Origin of the sequence: Alteromonas salexigens, assembly GCF_025628895.1 — a bacterium.
In the GTDB taxonomy this organism is placed as follows: domain Bacteria; phylum Pseudomonadota; class Gammaproteobacteria; order Enterobacterales; family Alteromonadaceae; genus Alteromonas; species Alteromonas salexigens.
The window spans coordinates 218275-238440 of record NZ_JAOTJC010000002.1 but is presented as its reverse complement, the minus strand read 5'-3'; the positions used below and the strand labels follow the sequence as shown (position 1 = coordinate 238440).

General features: G+C 53.0%; 16 protein-coding genes. 5 read left to right on the top strand and 11 right to left on the bottom strand.

Going from position 1 to position 20166, the window contains the following annotated elements; translation table 11 throughout:
- Positions 1-110 precede the first annotated feature (110 nt).
- From OCL06_RS01050 to OCL06_RS01030, 5 genes are all read right to left on the bottom strand, one after another.
- Positions 111-1379, bottom strand: coding sequence for an inorganic phosphate transporter (locus OCL06_RS01050; RefSeq protein ID WP_262991869.1), 1269 nt, complete (start codon positions 1377-1379; stop codon positions 111-113).
- Positions 1380-1667: 288 nt separating this feature from the next.
- Positions 1668-2384: a phosphate signaling complex protein PhoU gene (gene phoU, locus OCL06_RS01045; protein WP_262991882.1), complete on the bottom strand. Its 717-nt coding sequence runs from the start codon at positions 2382-2384 to the stop codon at positions 1668-1670.
- Positions 2385-2404: 20 nt separating this feature from the next.
- Complete coding sequence (pstB, locus tag OCL06_RS01040) at positions 2405-3211, bottom strand: phosphate ABC transporter ATP-binding protein PstB (protein ID WP_262991868.1); 807 nt, start codon at positions 3209-3211, stop codon at positions 2405-2407.
- A 10-nt stretch (positions 3212-3221) separates the two neighbouring features.
- Positions 3222-4769, bottom strand: a complete 1548-nt coding sequence (gene pstA / locus OCL06_RS01035; RefSeq protein ID WP_262991880.1) for a phosphate ABC transporter permease PstA — start codon at positions 4767-4769, stop codon at positions 3222-3224.
- Positions 4770-4779: 10 nt separating this feature from the next.
- Positions 4780-6945 (bottom strand): ABC transporter permease subunit, encoded by a 2166-nt coding sequence (locus OCL06_RS01030; RefSeq protein WP_262991867.1) that lies wholly within the window; start codon positions 6943-6945, stop codon positions 4780-4782.
- 161 nt (positions 6946-7106) lie between these two features.
- Between OCL06_RS01030 and OCL06_RS01025 the strand changes: the two genes are divergently transcribed.
- The 3 genes from OCL06_RS01025 (at position 7107) to ppx (ending at position 11392) form a co-directional block, all read left to right on the top strand.
- Positions 7107-7616, top strand: coding sequence for a glycine cleavage system transcriptional repressor (locus tag OCL06_RS01025; protein WP_262991865.1), 510 nt, complete (start codon positions 7107-7109; stop codon positions 7614-7616).
- Between the two features lie 168 nt (positions 7617-7784).
- Entirely contained in the window at positions 7785-9854 is a 2070-nt protein-coding gene (gene ppk1 / locus OCL06_RS01020) for a polyphosphate kinase 1 (RefSeq protein ID WP_262991864.1), read from the top strand.
- Between the two features lie 11 nt (positions 9855-9865).
- Positions 9866-11392 (top strand): exopolyphosphatase, encoded by a 1527-nt coding sequence (ppx, locus tag OCL06_RS01015; protein ID WP_262991863.1) that lies wholly within the window; start codon positions 9866-9868, stop codon positions 11390-11392.
- 85 nt (positions 11393-11477) lie between these two features.
- Here the strand turns inward: ppx and OCL06_RS01010 are convergent, their stop codons facing one another.
- The 4 genes from OCL06_RS01010 to tkt all read right to left on the bottom strand — a co-directional run bounded on the left by OCL06_RS01010 (position 11478) and on the right by tkt (position 16716).
- Positions 11478-12377, bottom strand: a complete 900-nt coding sequence (locus OCL06_RS01010; protein ID WP_262991862.1) for a fructose bisphosphate aldolase — start codon at positions 12375-12377, stop codon at positions 11478-11480.
- A 112-nt stretch (positions 12378-12489) separates the two neighbouring features.
- Positions 12490-13665, bottom strand: a complete 1176-nt coding sequence (locus tag OCL06_RS01005) for a phosphoglycerate kinase (protein WP_262991861.1) — start codon at positions 13663-13665, stop codon at positions 12490-12492.
- Positions 13666-13689: 24 nt separating this feature from the next.
- Entirely contained in the window at positions 13690-14709 is a 1020-nt protein-coding gene (gene epd, locus OCL06_RS01000; protein ID WP_262991860.1) for an erythrose-4-phosphate dehydrogenase, read from the bottom strand.
- 15 nt (positions 14710-14724) lie between these two features.
- Positions 14725-16716, bottom strand: a complete 1992-nt coding sequence (gene tkt / locus OCL06_RS00995; protein ID WP_262991859.1) for a transketolase — start codon at positions 16714-16716, stop codon at positions 14725-14727.
- Positions 16717-17065: 349 nt separating this feature from the next.
- On the opposite strand from tkt, the gene metK reads away from it, so the two are divergent.
- Positions 17066-18211: a methionine adenosyltransferase gene (metK, locus tag OCL06_RS00990; protein ID WP_262991858.1), complete on the top strand. Its 1146-nt coding sequence runs from the start codon at positions 17066-17068 to the stop codon at positions 18209-18211.
- A gap of 271 nt (positions 18212-18482) precedes the next feature.
- Entirely contained in the window at positions 18483-18983 is a 501-nt protein-coding gene (locus OCL06_RS00985) for a hypothetical protein (protein WP_262991857.1), read from the top strand.
- Between the two features lie 52 nt (positions 18984-19035).
- Here the strand turns inward: OCL06_RS00985 and OCL06_RS00980 are convergent, their stop codons facing one another.
- Together OCL06_RS00980 and OCL06_RS00975 are read right to left on the bottom strand one after the other, a co-directional pair.
- Positions 19036-19476 carry an aspartate/glutamate racemase family protein gene (locus tag OCL06_RS00980; RefSeq protein WP_262991856.1) on the bottom strand — a complete coding sequence of 147 codons (441 nt, stop codon included), beginning with the start codon at positions 19474-19476 and terminating at the stop codon, positions 19036-19038.
- Positions 19477-19478: 2 nt separating this feature from the next.
- Positions 19479-20000 carry a 3'-5' exonuclease gene (locus OCL06_RS00975; RefSeq protein WP_262991879.1) on the bottom strand — a complete coding sequence of 174 codons (522 nt, stop codon included), beginning with the start codon at positions 19998-20000 and terminating at the stop codon, positions 19479-19481.
- Positions 20001-20166 lie beyond the last annotated feature (166 nt).

Here is a 20166-nt window from a genome sequence, read left to right as displayed (position 1 = left end):
CACGGGTAGTGAAGGGACTGCCTCGTAAATACCCTAAAAAGAAAAATGCCAGTCAGCTTAACTGACTGGCATTGGGGTTTTCACCCGGTTTTTTTGTTTGCCGTATTTGCTTACACGCCAAAAATGCCTTTCAGTGAGAAGAAGAAGATCACTGACAGGATAGCCCCCGCGGGCAGTGTGATGATCCACGACACCACAATGTTGCGCACTATTCCCAGATTCAGCGCCGATACGCCGCGGGCAAGGCCCACACCGAGTACCGCACCCACCAGAGTCTGGGTGGTGGAAATAGGCAACCCGGTGCCCGAGGCAATCACTACGGTACAGGCTGCGGCCAGCTCGGCGGCAAAACCGCGGCTTGGCGTCAGGTGAGTGATCCCCTGTCCGATGGTTTTGATAACCCGGTGACCGAACAATGCCAGACCGGCGACAATCCCTAAACCACCTAACGGCAATATCCACCAGGCCAGATCTGCACTGGCGTTTATCTGTCCGCCGGAGCTCACTACGCTGACGACTGCGGCCAACGGACCTATCGCATTAGCTACGTCATTCGAACCGTGGGCAAATGCCATACAACACGCCGTGACGACCATCAGCAGTGCAAAGACTTTTTCGATGTTGGCGGTCTGGATATCGGCATTATCCGAGGCATTAAAATTCATGCGGCCGATAAACCATTTACCCAGGATCCCCAGGCCTACGGCTATCGCAATCGCCAACAAATAACCATTGGTGGCGCTCAATTCCATACCTACATGCTTAAGCCCTTTCTTGATGGTCACCAGGGACATCACGAAGCCAGCCAGCGCCATATAAAACGGTACGTAACGTTTGGCGTTCAGAAACGGCGTCGAGGTAGAGAAAATGAGCTTCTGTGCACTCATAAAGATGAGATAGGCAATGATCCCGGATATCGCGGGCGTGACCACCCAGCTACCCACGATGCCACCCACTTTGCCCCATGAGACCGCGTCCATACTGACGCCAGTGGCCGTGAAGCCAATGATGGCACCAATAATAGAGTGTGTGGTTGATACCGGCCAGCCCAGCCATGACGCCAGCGCCAGCCAGATACCCGCGGCCAGCAAGGAAGCTATCATACCCAGCACCAGGTACTCAGGCACAGCGGCAAAATACGTGGGGTCGATTATCCCCTTACGTATGGTGGAGGTAACTTCTCCGCCAGCCAGGTAGGCACCAGCGAACTCGAAAATCATGGCAATCAGAATTGCCTGTTTGATCGTCAGGGCTTTTGAACCAACCGACGTACCCATAGCGTTGGCTACATCGTTCGCACCGATACCCCAGGCCATAATGAAGCCCACACCGGCGGCGAGCAAAATAAGAATCAGGCCGTAGCTTTCTAAAAATTCCACGAATTATCGCTCCTGGTTTATACGCGATGCAATATGGATAGAGCCGCAGACTGCGACGTAGGACGGCACCAACAAGGGCACACTAAGCGGTGTGATAACAAATTGTTTATTTGCATAGGCATAGCTTAATTTTTGCACTAATCTCTTCTTGGCTGCGGCGCATAATAACGTAATCGTTGCTCCAGCCATAGAGCTAATTAAACGAAAATTCCGAATTGAGATCGATCTTTCATCATGCTGGCGGTATTTGCAGCAAATTTTTCCTTTTTGAAGCGGTAGGCGGCCAGTTTAGGATAAAAGATCGAGTTTTTCCTGCATTGACTCCAGCGGCGTATGCCGCACATCCGTGCCCCTGGAGAGGTACACCACGTACTCGCACACGTTTTTGCAGCGATCACCAATACGCTCCAGCGAGCGTAGTGCCCACAATACCTCAAGCCAGTCCTGCATATCCTCGGTGGTCTTTTCCATTTCTGAGGTGGTAAACGTGAGCAGCTTTTTATATTCGCTGTCGATGCGGTTGTCCTGATCATAAACTGACAACGCGGCGCTTTCGTCCTGGCGGGCAAACGCATCAAACGTGCCCCGCATCATTGCCCCCACCCGTTCGCCTATCAGCAACATACTGCTGGTGATGGTATCAGAGGGGGGGAGTTTATTTTTAGTTACCAGGCGGGCGATGCGCTCGATTTCATCGCCCATACGCTCAATATCGGTAATGGCTTTTGAAATGGTCATGATTAAGCGCAAGTCACTGGCGGTGGGGTGGCGCTTGGCAATAATGCGCAAGCACTCTTCATCGATCTGAATTTCCATGGAATTAACCTTGAGGTCATTCAGGATCACTTTTTCAGCCAGCCCGGCATTGTTTTGCTTAATGGCCTTAAGGGTGTCGACCAGCTGTTGTTCCACTTCCCCGCCCATAGTCAGCACGGAGTTGCGCAGGTTTTCCAGCTCCATGTTGAATTTGCCGGAAATATGCGTGTTTATGGCAACCTGTCTCATCATATTCTCCCTTACCGGCCTTAACCGTACCGGCCGGTAATGTAGTCTTCAGTCTGCTTTTTCTCAGGCATAGTAAATAACGTGTCACTGTCAGTATATTCAATGAGCCGCCCCTGATGTAAAAAGGCGGTGTAGTCTGACACCCGCGCCGCTTGTTGCATATTGTGGGTGACAATGACAATTGTGCAGCGCTTTTTTAACCCCGCCATGAGCTCTTCAATAAACAGTGTGGTGAGCGGGTCGAGTGCTGAGGTGGGCTCGTCCAGTAACAATACATCGGGTTTGAGCGCCAGTGCCCGGGCAATTACCAGGCGTTGTTGCTGACCGCCTGACAGAATTTGCGCACTTTCAAACAAGCGGTCTTTCACCTCGTCCCACAACGCCGCATCTTTAAGTGCGCTCTCAACGGCGTCGTCCAACTGCCGCCGACCGCGCACACCTTGTAGGCGCAGGCCATAGCTGACATTGTCATAAATACTCATGGGAAACGGATTGGGTCGCTGAAACACCATGCCCACTTGCGTACGCAGTCGCGAGACATTTTCTTTCTTGTGATTAATGTCCCGGCCATCCAGATAAATACTGCCCTGATACCGACACCCCGGGTACAAATCGTTCAGGCGGTTGAACGCACTGACCAGCGTAGACTTTCCGCACCCGCTCTGGCCGATGAACGCAGTGATGCGGTGTTTGGGAATACGCATGCTGATATCCTGCAATACATGCTTATTGCCAAACCACAGATTCAGGTCCTGCACCTCAAGGGCAGTTTCCGCGTCAGACAGATTGCTAACATCCAGGGTTTCGTGTTCAAACAGCTTTAACATGCGGCCTCTTTTATAACAGGTAGCGCTTTCTGAGTCGGGTACGCAGCAGTACCGCCAGAATATTCAGTACGAATACCACCACGAGCAACAATAAACAGGCGGCAAACATCATCGATGCCCCTTTTGCGTCGGTCTGGCTGTGAAATGCACCATCGTATATTAACACGCCCAAATGCATAAACTGGCGATCGAGATGCAAGTACGGAAACTCGCCATCCAACGGCAGGTTAGGTGCAAATTTGACGGCGCCCACTAACATCAGTGGCGCCACCTCGCCAGCCGCCCGGGCAATGGCCAGGATCACACCGGTCATGATCCCCGGCGAAGCAATAGGCAATATGGTGTATAACACCGTTTCTGCCTTGGTGGCCCCCAGTGCATAACTGCCCGCTTTTAAGCCATCAGGTACCCGCCGCAGTCCTTCCTCCGTAGCCACAATCACCACCGGCAAAGTAAGAATGGCCATGGTCAGTGCTGCCCAGAATAAACCGGGCGTGCCCATGGTGGGCGCGGGTAGTCGGTCGGCAAAGAACAAATCATCCAGGTTGCCGCCCAGCGTATATACAAAGAAGCCCAGCCCGAAGACACCGTAAACAATTGAGGGCACCCCGGCCATATTACTCACACTCACCCTGATCGCGGCAGTGAAGGCGTTGTCAGGTGCGTATTCACTTAAGTACACAGCAGCCAGCACCCCGAAAGGGGTAACAATAATTGTCATCAAGAACACCATCAGCACGGTACCAAACAGAGCTGGAAATACGCCCCCTGAGGTATTGGCCTGTTTCGGCGACTCGCTGAGAAAGGTCCAAATACCGCTGGTCACCATCTGTATTTTTTGCCACCACGATTGTTGGTTCACCCGGTTCACCCGCTCAATGTCTGCCAGTGGCACTTGCAGATGGCTACCGTCAGCAAAGGTAACGTCCAGTTGGTAGGCATTGCGCTGTTGTTCCAGTTCACGGGTCTGCCCCTGCCATTTGGCAAATTCAGCGTTCAGTCGCAGCCGTGCCGGAGCATCTTGCTCTACGTCGCGAATATCCAGTTCGGCAAGCTGCTCATGGATCCCCGACAAATAGGTCTCACGGATTTCCTCAATACGCTCGGTCAGCGCCATGACCTGTTGCTTATTTTCTTCGTAGTCTGACAACGGAGGCCGGGTTCCGCCTGCGGTGACCAGGTGGTTAGGACGCGCAAATACCGTTGTGCCGTCCTGCAAGTCAATCTGGGCAGCCTCAGTGGCCAAGGCCCGGTCGTTCAGATGGTGATCTTCCACCAGCGTTTTGGTGCCAAACGGGTGACTGGCATCGGAATAACTCACCTGCCACACCCGGCTGCCCGACTCTTCGGTACGAACTCGCATCTGTGCATACACTGTTTTGCTACTGGCCGTGGCGGGATTGTAAAACTCGGCCTCATAGATTGGCGATGGCCAGAAGTATGCGCCGCCTCTGACGACAATGAGCACCAGAATGCTGACCAGTGCCAGCAGCAGCAAACTGGCCAGAAAGGCCGTAATACTGATGGTGAAGGACTGCCGCTGGGCGGGCGTAAGCATGTTCTGTAAGCTAACCAAGGTAGGCACTCCTTCGCAGGCGCTGGCGAAGCAATTCAGCCAGCGTGTTCACCACAAAGGTAAAGGCAAACAGGATACAGGCCGTGAAGAACAGGATTTGATAATGGGCACTGCTTAAATCGGCTTCAGGTAATTCAATTGCCAGGTTGGCAGTAAGCGCCCGCAATCCTTCCAGCAAACTCCAGCTGGAGACGGGCGTATTGCCGGTGACCATAAGTACAATCATAGTTTCACCAAACGCCCGACCAAAGCCCAGCATTACTGCTGCCAGTATACCAGGCAGCGCTACGTGCAATACCACATGTATCAGCGTTTGCAGCCGCGTAGCCCCCAGCGCGAACGACGCATGTTTAAGATGATCAGGCACGCCGCTGATGGCGTCTTCCGCCAGTGAATAAATGCTCGGCGAGATGGCGACACCCAATGCAATGGCAACAACTACGGTAGTTTTGCCAATGGGGCTGCCGGTACTTTCTGCCAGCGCTGAGACACCCTGCGTATCAAACAGTAAGTTAACCCACTGCGGCGCCCACATTACACTGATGTAGCCCAGCACCACAATTCCGGCCAGTGCGAACAGAATTTCTGACCCCGGCCGCACCGTTATAGGCAACAAATCAGCCAGCCGGTGCTGGATGAGGGTAATCAACAACAGCCCTAACGGCACGGTCACCAGAAAAAACGCAAATGAAAACAAAAACTGTTCTGCCAACGGTGCCAGCCAGATCGCGGCAATAAACCCGATCAGCACACTGGGGATGGCTTCCAGCATTTCTATGGTGGGCTTGAGTATGTGGCGCATACGGGAGCGTGCAAAGTACGCCGTATAGACCGCTGCACCAATAGACATGGGCAAGGCAATGGTCAACGCCAGCAGGGAGGCTTTGGCACTGCCGATAAGCAGTGGTGTCAGACTGAACTTGGCCTCCTGGTAATCCGAGGCGCTGGTGGTTTGCCAAACTGCATCAGGCTCAGCATAACCTTCATATTGCTGGGGAGAGAACAAGGCATCCCAGGTAGTGATCCCAGACAGATAGGCGACCGACCAAATGTATAAGGTATTGGCTGACGCGCCGTAAATTCTGTCGCCATACCAGCTTATTGTGGTGACCTCACCCTTAAGTGAGTAATCACTTACCACCTCTCCGGTTACCCGGTTTATAAATAACAGCCGTTGCTGGGAAGTGAGAATGGCCATGGCATTGCTACTGGCATGTACCGTTACGTCCACCGGTGTTTCGCCCGCATTCAGTTCAATGGTATAGGTAGGGGCGAATTGCAATGCGCCGCCATTATTGCGGAGTGTCCAGCGGGTGATTTGCCCCTGGTCGTTGCCCAGTAACAAGGACCGCTGTTTGGGGAGCACGAACCACCAGGAAACGGGAGCGGCTACCCGGGCGTTATACCCCCCGGGTCGGGTCAGAAAATCAAACCGCAGGAGGTTATCTTTAATCACCAGGGTCTGTTTGGCATCGCCTAGCGGCACCACGGTTTCACTTACCGGGAAGTGCTGATCGAAGCGCTGAGTAGGATCGTGACGATTGACCCACCGCAGTAGTTTTTGCTGGGTGTCAGCCACGCCAATCACCGCCCAGTTTTCGGTAAGCCAGGCTTTCGACTTAGTACGAGACTGCCACATATCATCCGGCAGAGAAAACGACACCACCGCCCGGCCACTGGGCTGGGTGTTGTGGCCAACGGCCTGTACCGGCGCCAGCGACACGCCTGGCTGCGGAATACTGCGGGCAGTGATAAGGCGAGCCTGGCCGCCAGATGAAATATCGGCAATCACATTCTGACCGGCTGAACCCAGTACACTAAGTTCATGGGAACACGGTCGGGTATAATGGGCGGTACGCTGCAACTGCTCGTCGTTCAGTTGATAAAACGCCAGCTGGCACGGCTTACCTGTGAGGATGAGTGACTGGCCTTCTAACAAATCATCAACGGCAACTACCTCTGCCCCATCAGGCAGGGGCACGGCATGCTCACGCTCCAGGGCCGGCACCATGGCCAACGGCAGCGCCTGACTGATCAGATGGAAAATAAGCACCACCAGCGTCACTAATACCAGCGCGCCGAAGCCCGTGACGGTTACTCTGATAGCCTTGTCTCGTCGGCTGCGCTGTCGTTTTCGGTGTTCGCTCTGGGAATTCATTGTTCCATAAGACAAATCGGCACAAATTGCTCTGGTGAGCAGTGTATTGTGTGTTACTTTTATATCAAGTGAAAGTTCTGCGGCGACACCGCGCGCTTTTACCCGTGAACACCAATTAGGCAGCATTGTCGGCAATGTTGCAACGCAAACAGGAGCACAGCATGCAACCACTCGTTATTACGGTTATGGGTAAAGACAAACCTGGCCTGGTCGACGCCCTGGCAAAATGCGTTTACCAGCACGGTGGCAACTGGCAGGGCTCCAGCTTTGCGCATATGGCAGGTATGTTTACGGGATTCGTGGAAGCACATGTACCACAGGAGCAGCACGACGCCTTGGTGTCTGCACTTAACGACCTCGACGGCCTCACCGTGCAGTCGGTATCTGTTGCAGAAGCAACTACCGCCAGCGAACAGCAATATGATGTAGAAATCATGGGTAACGATAAGCCGGGCATCGTACGGGAATTAACCGGAATTCTGCACCAGTTCAACCTGAACATTCTGACCTTTGAATCACGCTGCGAGAGTGCCCCCAACTGGGGAAGCCTGATGTTCAAGGCCCACGCCCGCATCGCCGTACCTGAATCTTTTGACGAGGGCGCCCTGAAAGACGCACTGGAGCTGCAGGCCAACGATCTGGTGGTCGATATTCACCCGCGTCAGGGATAATTTTCACCTAACAGGCCGCCACCAGTATGGGGCCTGATATGCCTGAACCTACCGGTACGGCTGCGTCAGTAAGCCGCCCGGCTAAGCGACGAACTTGCCTGTGAGTGTCACTACCATGTCATACAACACTGCCAGGCTGGCAATGAATGATGAGCAAATACCAAATATATGGATAGCACAGAGTTATACTACCCAAAAGAACTGAGCTGGCTGGCGTTTAATGAGCGCGTTCTTCAGGAAGCCGCCGATAAAAACACCCCTGCCGTTGAACGGATCCGCTTTCTGGGCATTTATTCCAATAACCTTGATGAATTTTTCCGGGTTCGCGCGGCTGATGTAAAACGTCAGATTACCATTGCGCAAAACGATGGCAACGAAGAAGAAGCCGAGGCGCAAATCGCCCTGCTGGAGAAAATTCAGCAAAAAGTGGTAAAACTGTCCGAAAAGTTCGACGGTATTCACAAAGATGCGCTGAAGTCGCTGGCCCGCTACAACATCCACATTCTGCGTAAAGACATGCTGAACGACTTTCAGCGGACCTGGGCACGAAACCTGTTTATCAATAAAATCCTCCGTCATATAGCGCCCATTCTCATTGATAAGTCTACCGACTTACTCAGCCGCCTTAACGGAACGTCCGTGTATTTATATGTGGCTATTCGCCGCGAGGGCAGAAATCCGAAATTCGCGGTAGTACAGGTGCCCACGGCGGAGATGTCACGGTTCGTGCAGATCCCCCCTGAGAAAAGCCGCAAGAAGAAAAATCTGGTGCTGCTGGATGACATTATTCAGCTATGTCTGGAAGATATTTTCCGTGGTTTTGTGAAGTTCGACTCACTGGAAGCATTCTCTTTCAAAATGACCCGGGACTCTGAGTATTCCATTAACGACGAGATTGACGAAAGTTACGTGGAAAAAATGTCAGAGAGCATGAAACAGCGACTGATTGCTGAGCCGGTGCGGGTAATATACGACACCGCCATGCCCAAAGACATGGTGCATGATTTACGTAAGCGTCTGAAAATCACCTCGCTGGATACCATGCACGCCGCCGGTCACTACCGAAACTTCAAAGACTTTATCGGCTTTCCCAATGTGGGTCGGGAATACCTCGAACACAGTAAGCTGCCCGCTATCGATACCCAGCGGTTTTCCCGTTACAACACTGTGTTTGACGCCATCACCGCCCACGATATTCTGCTGCACTACCCGTATCACCGGTTCCTGCACTTCACCGAGTTCGTTCGGCAGGCGGCGTTTGACCCCAGTGTTAAAGCGATTCGCATCAACATTTACCGGGTAGCCAGCCATTCCCGTATTATCAGTTCGCTGATTGATGCGGTAGACAACGGCAAAAAAGTGACCGTGGTGGTAGAGCTGCGTGCCCGCTTCGATGAAGAAGCCAATATTGAGTGGTCCAAGCGCATGACCGACGCCGGGATCCGGGTAGTGCTGGGTATTCCCACCCTGAAAGTTCACAGCAAGCTGTGTCTGGTGACCCGTGAAGAGCGCGGCTCACTGATAAATTACGCCCATTTCGGCACCGGCAATTTCAACGAAAAAACAGCGAAGATTTACACCGACTTTTCGTTATTCACTCGTAATCAGGAGCTGGCGGATGAAGCCGCTGCGGTCTTCGATCTGATTCAGTATCCGTACCGGCGGTTTAAGTTTCAGCATCTGCAAATTTCGCCATTAAATGCGCGCACCAAAATTCAGTCGCTAATCCGCCAGGAAATACAGCATCTGAAAGAAGGCCACGACGCCGCCATCACATTTAAGATGAACAACCTGGTAGATAAAGAGTTAATTGACGATCTGTACCGGGCAAGTCAGGCCGGGGTTCGCATTCGCGGTATTGTGAGGGGTATGTGCTCACTGGTACCAGGCTTACCTGGCATCAGCGACAATATTGAAATTATTTCCATTGTTGATCGGTTCCTGGAGCATCCCAGAGCAATGGTGTTTGAATCAGGCGGGGACAGGAAGGTCTTTATTTCATCGGCCGACTGGATGACCCGCAATATGGACAACCGCGTAGAGGTGGGCTGCCCCATCTTCGACAAACAGTTACAGCAGCAGATTGTTGATATTCTGGAGATCCAGTTTCAGGATACCCTTAAAGCCAGGGTGATTGATAAAGATCAGACCAACCGGTACGTGGCCCGGGGCAACCGCAAGAAATTGCGCTCTCAGGTAGAAATTTACCATTATCTGAAACAGCTTGAAGAACAGTAACCGGCGGCCTTATGAATCAACATGAATCGGCATTTAACTCTGTGTCCTCCCGGGAGACAACGAAAGTCGCCGCGTTGGACATGGGGTCGAACAGTTTCCATTTGGTGGTAGCCCGGATTAACGCCGGCTCAGTCCAAATTCTGCACCGCGTTAAACAGAAAGTGCGGCTGGCGGAAGGGCTGGACGAACACCACGTATTGTCGCAGGAAGCCATTGACCGTGGCCTGGACATGCTCAAGATCATTGCCGAGAGCCTGCGCGGTTTTGAACCTGACTCGGTGCGCATCGTGGCCACGTACACCCTGCGTAAGGCCAAAAATGCCCGGGCATTTATTGATGCGGCTAAAGCAATTCTTCCCTACCCCATTGAAGTTATCTCCGGCACAGAAGAAGCCCGCCTCATCTATTCGGGCGTGGCCCACACGAACTTTTCCGAAGGCCAGCAACTGGTGGTGGATATTGGCGGTGGCTCCACCGAGTTCATCATTGGTGAAGGCTTCACGCCGTTGTTGTGCCGCAGTCTGCAAATGGGCTGTGTGTCATATACTCAGCGCTTTTTTGCCAGTGGCGAACTGACTAATAAAGCCTTCAAGAAAGCCATCACCTCCGCAGCCCAGACCCTGGAGCCCATTGAAACCCGCTATCGCAAACTGGGCTGGGCGCAATGCCTTGGCACCTCAGGCACCATCCGTACCCTGTACACCCTGGCCCAGCCCGAAGCTGACGGGGGCAAAGACGTCCCGCTCACGTTAAAGTCGCTGCAGCAGCTTAAAAAGCAATTTATAAAGGCCGGGCATATCGACAAGCTCGCTTACCCGCTGCTGAGTGAAGAGCGTCGGGTAGTGGTGGCAGCAGGTCTGGCTATCCTCATCGGCATTTTTGAGGCACTGCGCATACAGAGCCTGCACTTCTCCCCTGCTGCACTGCGTGAAGGGGTGCTTTACCAGATGGAAGATGAACTCAACAATGCGGACATTCGTGGACGCACAGCCAGTAGCCTGGCCACCCGCTACGATGTCGATACCGCGCAAGCCACGCTGGTGCTTAATACCACCCTAGCCTTACTCGACAAGGCCTCGGCATGGAAACTGGATACCGAGGACTGCCGCAGCATGTTGGGCTGGGCTGCCCTGTTGCATGAAGTGGGGCTGCAAATAAATTCCCGGGGCGTGCAACGTCACTCCGCCTACATCCTGTCAAATGTGGACATGCCCGGCTTTACCCAGGAACAGCAGGAATTACTGGCCACGCTGGTGCGTTTTCACCGCAAGAAAATCCGGACTGCAGATATTCCCAGTTTCTATCAGTATTCGGGCAATACGGTATTACGCCTGATAGCCTTACTGCGGCTGGGGGTGCTGTTGAATATCAAACGTCAGGAGGGCTTTGTGCCCGAATTTGACGTTGCTGCCGGCAACTCGTCACTGTCACTGACTTTCCCTGACGACTGGCTGGCAGGAAAACCTATTATGTCGGCGGATCTGGAGCGGGAAGTCGGTTACTGGGAGTCGCTGGGGCTTACCTTACAGGTACAGTAAGCGGATTAGGTTAACACGGCAGGGATGTTGGGACTTTGTGCGGGGATAAAAGCTTGCCGGCCAGGTGACCGGCAAGTCCGGAGTATTACGCCTTAGACGCCTGGTAAATACTTTCGATTGCATTATCCAGTGTCTTTTCGAACTCTTCTTCGGTTTGCTGTACCGCAATGCCTTCAGTCAACGCTCGTGAGAAGCTGGCGATCATGCCCTGGTTTTCAGCCAGTTTAGCGTTTGCATCGTCACGGCTATAGCCCCCTGACAGCGCCACAACTTTGAGAACCCGCGGATGGTCTACCAGTTCTTTGTAGAAGTTGGCTTCATTGGGCAGGGTGAGCTTGAGCATCACTTCCTGTCCTTCGTCCAGCATGTTCAGCTGAGCAAGAATTTCCAGCTTTAACAGCGCTTCCGCTTCTGCTTTCTGAGGACTGTTAATATCCACTTCAGGCTCAATAATGGGCACCAGACCGGCACTCAGAATTTGCTTACCCACGCTAAACTGCTGCTCAACCACATCTTTGATGCCCTGGTGGTTCGCCAGTTTCACCACGGAACGCATTTTGGTGCCGAAGACATCCTGCGCTACCGCTTTGGCCAGTAGTGCGTCCAATGCCGGCATAGGCTTCATTACCTGTACGCCATTGGCTTCTTCAGCCAGCCCTTTATCCACTTTCAAAAACGGTACCACCCGCTTTTTCTGCCATAGATAGTGAGCTGTGGTCATGCCTTCAATTTCCCGGTCCAGGGTGTTTTCAAACAGGATCGCTCCCAGGATCCGCTCACCGCTGAACGCGTTGCTGGTTATTATGCGAGTACGCATCTGGTGTACCAAGTCAAACATTTCGCTGTCGTTATTGTATGCAGACTCATCCACACCGTATAACTTCAATGCTTTCGGGGTACTTCCACCGCTTTGATCAAGGGCTGCTATAAAACCAGTCTGGGTTTTAACCTTATCAAGCATGGCTTGCTGAGCTTGTGATGCCATTCGCAACACTCCTTTTGTAGGTATCTGCACAAGGCAGGTGTAGGGTTATATTTGTATTTGCTGGCGCACCTCATTGTGCAGCCAGCGAAAAGGCACTCGCTTTGCGGTCTGGTTATTTTTGTTTTTGTTCCAGTACCGCCACTGCCGGCAGTGTTTTACCTTCCAGGAATTCCAGGAACGCACCACCACCGGTAGAGATATACGATATCTTATCAGCGATTTCATATTTATCTACTGCCGCAAGCGTGTCACCGCCGCCGGCAATGGAAAAGGCATCGCTTTCTGCAATTGCATTCGCAATGGCCTTGGTGCCAGCACTGAACTGGTCAAATTCGAACACACCCACCGGGCCGTTCCACACTATAGTGCCGGCGTTTTTCAGGATATCGGCCAGTACCTCGGCAGTGTCAGGACCGATATCAAAAATCATGTCACTGTCGGCAATACTGTCTACCGGCTTCAGGGTCGCCGGGGTGTTTTCATCAAAGGCTTCGCCTACTACCACATCGGTGGGAACCGGAATATCTCCGCCATTGTCCTGGGCCTGGCCAATCAGTCGCTTGGCTTCATCCACCAGATCCATTTCCACCAGCGAGTTGCCCACGTTATGACCCTGCGCAGCGATAAACGTATTGGCGATACCGCCGCCAACAATCAGCTGGTCAACTTTGTCCGCCAGTGTTTTCAGTACCGTCAGCTTCGTCGACACCTTGGAGCCACCCACAATCGCCACCATGGGTCGCTTAGGGTTATCCAGTGCCTTGCCCAGCGCATCCAGCTCAGCAGCCAGTAACGGACCGGCACAGGCTTTCGGTGCAAACTTAGCCACACCGTGGGTAGAGGCCTGGGCACGGTGCGCCGTACCAAACGCATCCATCACGAAGATGTCACATAACGCAGCGTACTGCTTTGCCAGGCTGTCGTCATCGCTTTTCTCGCCCTTGTTGAAACGGACGTTTTCCAGAATATACAATTCACCCGGGGTCGTCTCGACACCGTTCAGGTAATCAGTAACCAGTTTTACCGGCACATCCAGCGCCTCGTTCAGGTAGTCCACCACGGGCTGCAGTGAGTACTCAGACTCAGGCTGACCTTCCGTCGGACGCCCCAGATGCGACATCACCATGACCGCAGCACCGGCATCCAGCGCGGTTTTTAAGGTCGGAACAGAGGCTTTAATACGGGCATCAGACGTCACCTTGCCGTTTTTGACCGGCACGTTAAGGTCCTGACGGATCAGCACTCGCTGCCCGGATAATGAAAAATCCTGCATGCTTGGAATAGCCATGATGTCTCCCTAATTTATTAAGTGTTAATTCGTTGTACTGACACGGTGCATTGCCATTGCCGTGTCAATCATTCGGTTCGCGAAGCCCCATTCGTTATCACACCACACCAGCGTTTTCACCAGATGGCGGTGGCTTACCCGGGTCTGGGTGCCATCCACAATGCACGAATGCGGATCGTGGTTGAAGTCCACCGACACCAGCGGCTCTTCAGTGTAACCAAGAATGCCCGCCAGACGCCCATGACGAACGGCAGCCAGTGCCGCGTTGACCTGTTCAATCGTCACTTCATCGTGCACGGTGACACTTAAGTCCATTGCAGTCACATTGATTGTCGGCACCCGCACCGCAATGGCTTCAAATTTGCCGGCAAACTTCGGCAGTATCCGTTCGATGCCCCGGGCGAGCCGGGTATCCACGGGAATAATTGACTGACTGGCAGCCCGGGTGCGACGAAGATCGTCGTGATAGGCGTCAATGACCTGCTGGTCATGCATGGAAGAGTGGATAGTTGTGATGGTGCCACTGAGGACGCCAAAAGCATCATCCAGTGCCTGAATAACCGGCACGATACAATTGGTCGTACAGGATCCGTTCGACACCAAGCGCTGCTCCGCCGTCAGGGTATCTTCGTTGCTGCCAAAGATAATGGTGTTGTCCAGATCCGGCGTCCCCGGTGATGAAAACAGCACTTGCCGGGCACCGGCATCCAGGTGCGCCTGGCCAGAGGCCCGGTCATCGAACACACCGGTACATTCCAGTACTATATCCACACCCAGTTCGCGCCATGGCAACAGATCAATATCTGGCTGAGCCAGTAACCGTATCTCATCGCCGGCCACTTTCAGGCCGCCGTTTTCCAGGTGCACATCAAACGCAAACCGCCCGTGGGCGGTGTCGTATTTAAGCAGATGTGCTATGCCTTCGGGTTTGGCCACGTCGTTAATGGCCACCACGTCAATCAGCCGGTTGCGCCCGCTTTCATACAGCGCACGCAATATGTTCCGGCCAATGCGTCCAAACCCGTTTATGGCTACACGTAACATGAGTACCGCCTGGGTTTACAGAGACAGCGCCGCCTCAACCACGGCCTCTGCCGTAATATTGAAGTGTTTGAACAGGTCGGCAGCCGGGGCAGACTCACCAAAGGTGTCCATTCCCACAATGGCGCCGTGCATGCCCACATACTTGTACCAGCTGTCTTTCGCTAACGCTTCTACTGCCACACGCTTTGTCACCGTCGCAGGTAGTACCCGCTCTTTGTAGGCGATGTCCTGACGATCAAACACATCGGTACAGGGCATTGACACTACCCGCACCTGTTTGCCTTGGGCTTTCAGCGTGTCCGCGGCACTGACTGCCAGCTGCACTTCTGAGCCGGTGGCGATCAGGATCAGTTCTGGCTCGCCGTCGCAATCCACCAGAATGTAACCGCCCTTCTCAATATCTTTCACCTGCTCACTGGTGCGTGATTGTTGCGGCAGACCCTGACGGGTGAAGATCAGAGACGTCGGTCCGTCATTTCGCAGTAGCGCGGCTTTCCACGATACGGCTGACTCAACCTGGTCACACGGACGCCAGTTATCCAGATTCGGCGTAGCACGCAGTGCCACTACCTGCTCTACTGGCTGGTGGGTCGGACCGTCTTCGCCCAGACCAATGGAGTCATGGGTGTATACGAAAATCGCCGGCTGCTTCATCAGTGCCGCCATACGTACTGCGTTACGGGCATATTCCATGAACATCAGGAAGGTTGCACCGTAGGCTTTAAAGCCACCATGCAGGGTAATGCCGTTCATGATGGCTGACATACCAAATTCGCGCACGCCGTAGTAGATATAGTTGCCACTGGCGTCGTCTTTATCTACGCCCTTACTGCCCGACCAGATAGTCAGGTTGGAGCCCGCCAGGTCGGCCGAACCGCCTAACAATTCCGGTAACATAGGCCCGAATGCATTCAGGGCATTTTGTGATGCTTTACGGGTAGCCACAGACTCCGGGTTGGCCTGCAGGTCAGCAATGATTTTGTCTGCTTCGGCAATGAAGTTTTCCGGCAGCTCACCGGCAACCCGGCGAGCGAATTCAGCCGCCAGTTCAGGGTGCGCTTCTTTATACGCAGCAAACTTGTCATTCCAGTCTTGTTCAGCCTGGTTGCCTTTTGCTTTTGCATCCCAGCCTGCGTAAATGTCGTCCGGCACTTCAAAAGGACCATGCGCCCAGTCCAGCGCTTCGCGGGTAGCAGCGATTTCATCTTCACCAAGCGGGGCGCCGTGACACGACTCTTTACCCTGCTTATTTGGCGCACCGAAGCCAATAACGGTACGGCAGCAAATCAGCGTAGGCTGATCGGTATTGCTACGCGCGGCTTCAATGGCGTCGGTCACCTGCTGGGCATCGTGACCATCCACGTTCTCAATGACCTGCCAGCCATAGGCGCGGAAGCGCTCTGGCGTATTATCGGTAAACCAGCCCTCGACTTCACCGTCAATGGAAATGCCGTTGTCATCCCAGAACGCAATCAGTTTGCCCAGGCCTAATGTGCCAGCCAGTGAGCAGGACTCATGGGAGATCCCTTCCATCAGGCAGCCATCGCCTAGGAAGGCATAGGTGTAATGATCAACAATGTCGTGTTCATCGCGGTTAAACTGTGCCGCCAATACCTTTTCAGCCAGTGCCATACCCACGGCATTGCTCACACCCTGGCCTAGTGGACCTGTGGTGGTTTCGATGCCCGGCGCATAACCAAACTCAGGGTGGCCCGGTGTTTTTGAGTGCAACTGACGGAACTGCTTCAGCTCTTCTAACGGCAGGTCGTAACCTGACAGGTGCAACAAAGAATACAGCAACATGGAGCCATGGCCGTTAGAAAGCACAAAGCGGTCACGGTTAGCCCAGTTAGGGTTGGCCGGGTTGTGAGCAAGGAAGTCTCCCCACAATACCTGCGCAATGTCGGCCATTCCCATAGGGGCGCCGGGGTGACCGGATTTTGCTTTTTGTACTGCGTCCATACTTAACGCGCGAATGGCGTTGGCGAGTTCACGGCGAGAGGGCATGATGTCTCCTGATTTCGGTTCGAAGGTGGGTGGCGAAACGCCGCCTCGGTAATTCACTCAAGGCAGCGCAGACAGACAGGCGCACCCGTTTATCTGAATGAGGGGTATTCTTACTCATGGGCTGCTTCAGTTCAATGGATTTTGCTTATCTAATGGGTTGCGGCGCCGATAACCCGAAAACATGCCAGTATAAGGTTTGCTCGGGCGGCTTTTAATGCCACTGATTCGAACCAGAACTGTCAACTAATCGTAACGAACAGACTTTTAGACGTCTAGAAGTAAAGACTGGCATTTCCAATCTAAACCAGTACAATACTGTTAATATTGTGATAACGCGCACGGAGATTATATGGCCACGCATTTGTTCACTTCCGAGTCGGTGTCAGAAGGACACCCGGATAAGATAGCCGATCAGATTTCTGATGCGGTGCTGGACGCCATTTTAGAACAGGATCCCACTGCCCGGGTAGCTTGTGAGACCTACGTCAAGACCGGTATGGTACTGGTTGGCGGGGAAATTACCACCTCTGCGTGGGTAGATATTGAAGAGCTCACACGGCAAACCGTAAAAGACATTGGCTACACGCATTCAGATATGGGCTTTGACGCCGACTCGTGTGCTGTACTCAACGCCATTGGTAAACAGTCGCCAGACATCAACCAGGGCGTTGACAGACAAAGTCCTGAAGAACAGGGTGCCGGTGATCAGGGCCTGATGTTTGGCTACGCTTCCGATGAAACCGAGGTGCTGATGCCCGCGCCAATTACGTACTCACACCGGCTGGTTCAGCGCCAGGCCGAAGTGCGTAAGTCAGGCAAGCTCGACTTCCTGCGTCCGGATGCGAAAAGTCAGGTGACGTTTAAATACGAGAACCACAAACCAGTGGGTATCGATGCCGTGGTGCTGTCTACCCAGCATTGCGACACCGTATCAACGGCCCAGGTGCGTGAAGCGGTAATGGAAGAAATCATTAAACCGGTCTTGCCTGCCGAGTGGCTCGACAAAGACACACAGTTTCATATTAACCCCACTGGCCGTTTCGTCATTGGCGGACCTATGGGTGACTGCGGTCTGACCGGGCGTAAAATTATCGTCGATACCTACGGCGGTATGGCACGTCACGGCGGTGGCGCCTTTTCCGGTAAGGATCCATCAAAGGTTGACCGTTCTGCGGCCTATGCGGGCCGCTATGTGGCCAAAAATATTGTGGCCGCAGGTCTGGCGAAACGCTGCGAAATTCAGATTTCTTATGCTATCGGCGTGGCTCAGCCCACCTCCATCAGTATTGAAACGTTTGGTACCGGCAAAGTTGACGAAGCCACACTGGTAGCACTGGTGCGTGATCACTTCGATTTGCGTCCGTACGGTCTGATTAAAATGCTGGATTTGGAACGTGCAATTTACCGTCCAACCGCAGCTTATGGTCACTTTGGCCGCGATATTTTCCCATGGGAAAAAACGGATAAAGCAGAGGCGCTGCGCGCCGCACTGTAATATTCACGCGTCCGCGGTTTAACTGTGGACGCGTACTTCTCCCGAGCCCAGGCTATTCCTCACTTATCTCTTTTCGCTATAGCTAAATAACAATAGCGAACAAAAAACACTCAATGTTTATTATCTATCTTTCGTACTCCCAACTACACTAGAAACTGATGGCCATGACGCCATCGACGTAATAGCTGTGTCTGCCCTTTCCTGTATTTAGCACGATAAGAAAGAAGGACGTTACGTATTAAAATTGCACACACTCACTGGAAGATCTCGCATGAAATTACTGTGGCGGGTATGGATAATTATCGTTGTTTTTTCTGCACCTGTTTACGCAGAGCAGATGCCAAACGTGACCAGTCAGGAGGTCAGGCTGCCGGCCCTTTCAGCGCCTTCTGCCCACGACATTACCTACCGCAGCACGGCATTACCGCTATGGTCGTTCGATATTCAACATCAACGCACCCTGCCCGCACAGGAAATCTGGATAGATACTATTACCCATGCCTCTCCCCTGGACTCAATTACCCTGTCAGCCAGCCGCACCGTGTCAGCTACCTCCTCACAACACGTATTTGCAAGGGTGCAGGCCAGTAATAATGCTTACCTTCAGCCCCTCAGCTGGGTGACACTGCCGGAAAATGCAGGGGTAGCTGCCAGCGTTGGATGGTTGATTGGCGATCGTGAGGCATTAAACATGGCAGTGGAGTTTGAACACCGGGAAGTGGGCGAAAAGGAAGTAAATTCGCTGAACCTGGGGATTCAGTATCATTTCTGAGGGGCGCTTTGAGATGAACGCAACATCAGGTGCTTTTTATTAAAGCGTGTATTCAGACAGCGTGTGTTTCCAGCTTCCAGTCAGCAATGGCCTCTGCGTGAATAGCTGTGGTGTCCAGTAACCCCACCCGTTTTACGTTTTGCTGACGACAGGCGGTCGCCGCAGCATCCCCGATATGTAGCAGTGGGACATCAATATTATCAATAATATCTGACGCGACGTAATGCATGGTATTGGTGGCAATGGCAATGCCCTCAGCGCCGGCTAACTGCAATGCTCTGGCACTGGTGGCTAACTGCTTCCCAAGTGCGGCCCAGTCATTAGCATGCTGAAGGTGAGCAATGGGTTCAAAATCCACGCTGTGAATAAGCAGATCGGCGCTGTGCAGGCCGCCCAACCGCTCACCGATAAGACGGTTAATATGCTGATAATACAGCAATGTCGACTCCCAGCTCATTCCCCCGATAATTCCACATCGTCGCTGTTGCCCCACCCTTATTCTCCGGTTTCGTTTTTTAAAACGGCAGCTTTTTCAGCCGTTTTCATAAATGTAGACTGAATAAGCTGTGCATCGGCACTGGCACGGTGGCGGAGATCCTGATCCTGGTCAAGCATAGCCCGCTTGACCTCGTGCCAGCGTTGCATTTGAGCCTCAGAGAGCAGGTATTCCAGCGCTGAGAGCTGGAATGACATATTAACGTTAGCTGCTGCATACAGTTTGGTCAGCCAGGGTTTATCCACCACCCAGCCATCAGAATAGGCAGTGCGTTCGCCGAGGAATTGATTGAGCTGCTGGCACACGGTTCGGGGGTCTTCGCCGTACTCCGATAAGTGCTGACGGCTGATGCCGTGCAGTGTCTGGGCGTGTTGATCCCAGTGTGTCCACTCCGGATAAGGCTTTATCAGGCGACAAAACAGGGCACCGTCGTCCCTGGCCACTCCTATTTCAATGGGGTAGCTGTCAGCGCCAAACCCGCTGGCTTCAATGTCGACGATTGATGGACGCCCGTTGTTCATATGTAAGTCGCTGGCCTGAGTTAATGAGTTAAACAATAACTATACGCTACGACCCTAACCTACAGAGTGCAAGGAAATGGCTCTATTAATTACCGCAAGCGGCAAACCACTACAACTTTAGCATAATTTTTCGCAATTTAGCGGCTGCCAACTATCTGAATAGTAT